4 protein-coding genes and 1 riboswitch are annotated in these 4,897 nt (G+C 71.6%); of the genes, 1 reads left to right on the top strand and 3 read right to left on the bottom strand.

Annotation, left to right across the window (positions count from 1 at the left end; translation table 11 throughout):
* Window positions 1–58: 58 nt before the first annotated feature.
* On the bottom strand, window positions 59–439 hold the full coding sequence (locus tag ACJA3G_RS30065) for a PRC-barrel domain-containing protein (protein WP_406556196.1): 381 nt from the start codon (window positions 437–439) through the stop codon (window positions 59–61).
* A 111-nt stretch (window positions 440–550) separates the two neighbouring features.
* Window positions 551–648, top strand: a riboswitch (glycine riboswitch).
* A 195-nt stretch (window positions 649–843) separates the two neighbouring features.
* On the opposite strand from ACJA3G_RS30065, the gene gcvP reads away from it, so the two are divergent.
* Window positions 844–3,729, top strand: a complete 2,886-nt coding sequence (gene gcvP / locus ACJA3G_RS30070) for an aminomethyl-transferring glycine dehydrogenase (protein WP_406556197.1) — start codon at window positions 844–846, stop codon at window positions 3,727–3,729.
* Between the two features lie 145 nt (window positions 3,730–3,874).
* On the opposite strand, the gene ACJA3G_RS30075 is transcribed toward gcvP, so the two are convergent.
* Both ACJA3G_RS30075 and ACJA3G_RS30080 read right to left on the bottom strand, forming a co-directional pair.
* Window positions 3,875–4,081 (bottom strand): DUF5999 family protein, encoded by a 207-nt coding sequence (locus tag ACJA3G_RS30075; protein ID WP_067155431.1) that lies wholly within the window; start codon window positions 4,079–4,081, stop codon window positions 3,875–3,877.
* A gap of 331 nt (window positions 4,082–4,412) precedes the next feature.
* Window positions 4,413–4,897, bottom strand: a 485-nt coding sequence (locus ACJA3G_RS30080; protein WP_406556198.1) for a hypothetical protein, incomplete at its 5' end; no start/stop codon positions are given.

Raw genomic sequence — 4,897 nt, forward strand, 5'->3', positions numbered from 1 at the left:
GGGCTGCGTTGGAGCGGACGGGTGACGGCGGACCGGAGGAGCAGGGTGGCGCGGAGGGTCAGGTTTCGTCCTCCTCGCCCGCGAGCCGTCCGAAGTCACGGTCGGTGCCGGGCAGCGGATCGGGGGCGGCGATGTCCAGACCGTAGTGGTGGTAGAGCTGGAGCTCCTGTTCGGGGGAGAGGTGGCGGCCGACGCCGAAGTCGGGAGCGTCCTTGATCAGCGCCCGGTCGTAGGGGATGTGCAGCGCCTCGTCGACGAGGGCGCTGGGCTCCAGGGGGACGAAGGCGTCCCGGCTGAACAGGCCGGTGCGTACGGCGGCCCACTCGGGCACTCCGGTGGCGTCGTCGAGGTAGACCTCGTCCACCGTGCCGATCTTGTTGCCGTTGCGGTCGAACGCCTTGCGGCCGATCAGGCTGCGCGGATCGATATCGGTCTGCACGGTCCCTCCAACAGGTCGCAACTGCTCGTAACACTACGAAAGTGCACAACGCGGGCCTCGGCCACTCGAAGGATCAGGGCCGGGCCGCGCTGGTACGCTGGCGATGGCTGCTGACCCCGTGCGGGAGAGTCCTCCGGAAAGATGTCCGGAGGCGCCGAAGGAGCAAATCCTCCCCGGAATCTCTCAGGCCCACGTACCGCGCGGACGAGGTCACTCTGGAAAGCAGGACGGGGGACGTGCGGGCGAAGGCCCATGCGCGCACCCCTTCCTCACCGACGGTGAAAGCCGGGACGCCCCCACGCGCCCCGGTGAAGCTCTCAGGTTGAGATGACAGAGGGGGAGGCCGTCCGGGCACCCGCGCCGTGGTGCCCCTCGCAGGTCGTGCAGACCAGGAGGCCTCCGTAATGACCGCCAACCGCATGCCGCTCACCGAGCTCGAGCGTGGCATCCCCTTCGAGCAGCGTCACATCGGGCCCGACGCCGAGGCCCAGGCGAAGATGCTCGCGCAGGTCGGCTACGGCTCGCTCGACGAGCTGACCGCCGCGGCGGTGCCGGACGTGATCAAGAGCGCCGAGGCGCTGGGTCTGCCCGGCGCCCGCACCGAGGCCGAGGTCCTGGCCGAGCTGCGCTCCCTCGCGGACCGCAACCAGGTCCTGGCCCCGATGATCGGCCTGGGCTACTACGGCACGTTCACCCCGCCGGTGATCCTGCGCAACGTCATGGAGAACCCGGCCTGGTACACGGCGTACACGCCGTACCAGCCGGAGATCTCGCAGGGCCGACTGGAGGCCCTGCTCAACTTCCAGACCGTCGTCGCCGACCTCACCGGGCTGCCCACCTCGGGCGCCTCGCTGCTCGACGAGGGCACCGCCGCCGCCGAGGCGCTCGCGCTCTCCCGCCGGGTCGGCAAGGTCAAGGGCGGGGTCTTCCTCGTCGACGCCGACACCCTGCCGCAGACGGTGGCCGTCATAGAGACGCGTGCCGAGCCGACGGGTGTCGAGGTCGTCGTCGCCGACCTGAGCCGCGGTATCCCGGCCGAGGTGGCCGAGCGCGGTGTCTTCGGCGTGCTGCTCCAGTACCCGGGCGCCTCCGGCGAGGTCCGCGACCTCAAGCCCCTCATCGACGAGGCCCACGAGCTGGGCGCGATCGTCACGGTCGCCGCCGACCTGCTCGCCCTGACCCTGCTGACCTCGCCCGGTGAGCTGGGCGCGGACATCGCCGTCGGCACCACCCAGCGCTTCGGCGTCCCCATGGGCTTCGGCGGTCCGCACGCCGGCTACATGGCGGTCCAGGAGAAGTTCGCCCGCAGCCTGCCCGGCCGCCTGGTCGGCGTCTCCGTCGACGCGGACGGCAACAAGGCGTACCGGCTGGCGCTCCAGACCCGCGAGCAGCACATCCGCCGCGAGAAGGCCACCAGCAACATCTGCACCGCGCAGGTCCTGCTCGCCGTCATGGCGGGTATGTACGCGGTCTACCACGGCCCGGACGGGCTGCGGCAGATCGCCCGGCGCACCCACCGGTACGCCGTGATCCTCGCCGAGGGCCTGCGCGCCGCCGGGGTGGAGGTCGTGCACGGCTCGTACTTCGACACGCTGACCGTCCGGGTCCCCGGCAAGGCCGCCGAGGCCGTCGCCGCCGCCCGGGACGGCGGGGTCAACCTGCACCTGGTCGACGCCGACACCGTCTCGATCGCCTGCGACGAGACCACCGACCGCGACCGTGTCGCCGCCGTCTGGGCCGCCTTCGGCGCCGAGGGCGACATCGAGGCGCTGGACGCCTCGGCCGCCGACACGCTCCCGGGCGCGCTGCTGCGCACCGACGAGTTCCTCACCCACCCGGTCTTCCACCAGCACCGCTCCGAGACCGCGATGCTGCGCTACCTGCGCAAGCTCGCCGACCGGGACTACGCGCTGGACCGCGGCATGATCCCGCTCGGCTCCTGCACCATGAAGCTGAACGCGACCACCGAGATGGAGCCGGTCACCTGGCCCGAGTTCGGGCAGATCCACCCCTTCGCGCCGGTCGAGCAGGCCGGGGGCTATCTCACGCTCATCCACGAGCTGGAGGAGCGGCTGGCCGAGGTCACCGGGTACGACGCGGTGTCCATCCAGCCCAACGCCGGTTCGCAGGGCGAGCTCGCGGGTCTGCTCGCGGTCCGCGCCTACCACCGCGCCAACGGCGACGAGCAGCGCACGGTCTGCCTGATCCCGTCCTCCGCCCACGGCACCAACGCGGCCAGCGCCGTGATGGCCGGGATGAAGGTCGTCGTGGTGAAGACCGCCGACGACGGCGAGGTCGACATCGCGGACCTGCGCGCCAAGATCGAGCAGTACCGCGACGAGCTGTCGGTGCTGATGATCACCTACCCGTCCACGCACGGCGTGTTCGAGGAGCACGTCGCGGACATCTGCGGCGAGGTGCACGAGGCGGGCGGCCAGGTCTACGTGGACGGCGCCAACCTCAACGCGCTGGTGGGCCTGGCGAAGCCGGGCAAGTTCGGCGGCGACGTCTCGCACCTGAACCTGCACAAGACGTTCTGCATCCCGCACGGCGGCGGCGGCCCCGGCGTCGGCCCGGTCGGTGTGCGCGCGCACCTCGCGCCGTACCTGCCCAACCACCCGCTCCAGCCGACCGCCGGCCCCGAGACGGGTGTCGGCCCGATCTCGGCCGCCCCGTGGGGCTCGGCCGGCATTCTGCCGATCTCGTGGGCGTACGTCCGGCTGATGGGCGGCGAGGGCCTCAAGCGCGCCACCCAGGTCGCGGTGCTCGCGGCCAACTACATCGCCAAGCGTCTGGAGCCGCACTACCCGGTGCTCTACACCGGCCCCAACGGCCTGGTGGCGCACGAGTGCATCGTGGACCTGCGTCCGCTGTCGAAGGCGACCGGTGTCAGCGTCGACGACATCGCCAAGCGTCTGATCGACTACGGCTTCCACGCGCCGACGATGTCGTTCCCGGTGGCCGGCACGCTGATGATCGAGCCGACCGAGTCCGAGGACCTGATCGAACTCGACCGGTTCTGCGAGACGATGATCGCGATCCGCGCCGAGATCGAGAAGGTCGCCTCGGGCGAGTGGCCCGCCGACGACAACCCGCTGGCGAACGCCCCGCACACGGCGGCGGCGCTCGGCGGCGAGTGGAACCACGCGTACAGCCGCGAGGAGGCGGTCTTCCCGGCCGGCGTCTCGAAGGCCGACAAGTACTGGCCGCCGGTGCGCCGCATCGACGGTGCCTTCGGCGACCGCAACCTGGTCTGCTCCTGCCCGCCGCTGGACGAGTACGACCACTGAGGTAGGGCCGTCTACGGCTGACCTACGTCGGGGCCGGTGCGGGGAGCTTCCCCGGGCCGGCCCCTTCTTGTGCGGTGCTGTTCTTCTGTGCCGAGCGGTGCGGCCCCGTGCCGTGCCGCGCGGCGTCCGTGCCCGCGAGGCCGCGCTAGGCGGCCTTCGCCACCTGTCCGGCGGTCAGCGCCCGGTGCGGGGCGATGATCCGCCCGTCCGGCAGCAGCTCACCGGTGTCCTCGAAGATCAGGACGCCGTTGCACAGCAGGCTCCAGCCCTGCTCCGGGTGGTGCGCCACGAGCTGCGCGGCCTCCCGGTCGGCGGAGTCGGCAGTCGGGCAGGCTGGCTGGTGCTGGCACATGGATGCGTTCTCTCGCTGCGTCGTAGTAGTGAATGTCCTGCGGCTCGATGCGGTGTTCATGGCCGCCCCCCGTTGCTCAGTCGGTCGGTGCGCTCCCAGTGTTGCCCTACGGACGTCAATCCGCAGGGATTTCGCGGCACCACTTCCTACCGCATATTGACGCATCACTCGTGCGGCCGGTTCAACTCAACTGCCCTGCCTCTTCGGGTGGTTCGTACTGACCGTTACGGACTAGCCCGTACGGAGGAGGCGTGCGCGGGCGTACACGACAGCGCCCCGGGCCGCAGGGGCTCCGGGGCGCTGTGCGTGGCTCCGACAGGCGACCGAGGTGTCAGACCGGCTGGCTCAGCAGGGGCGCGGGGGCGAGGCGCAGGGTCATCACCGGCAGGAGTTCGGAGACGCGGTGCGGCCGGTGGGCGCAGATACCGGGCGGGGCGGGCGCCAGCGGCACCAGCAGATCCGCCGGGTCCAGCTCGCCCGAGGCGGGGTCGGCCGTGAGGTCGCGCCGCAGCCACAGGGTGAGCATGTACAGCTCGGGCACCGAGAGCAGCCGCGCCTCCACGTCCATGGTCAGCGCCTCCGCCTGGCGCAGCGCGCGCTGGGTGGAGGCGAGATAGGGCCCTTCGAAGAAGTGCGAGAAGGCCCAGCCGTCCGGGGTGAGCATGGTGTCCGCGGCGGCGACCGCGCTCCCCGCATCGCTGATCAGGAAGCGCCAGCCGGCCAGGCGGCTGTGCGGGGCGCGGGCGCTCGGCGTGATCCGGTCCAGCACATGGACGGGCAGCGGGAGTTCGGGGGTCAGCGGGCCCTGCGCGGAGC

This window comes from Streptomyces sp. YS-3, assembly GCF_045257485.1.
Taxonomy (GTDB): Bacteria; Actinomycetota; Actinomycetes; order Streptomycetales; family Streptomycetaceae; genus Streptomyces.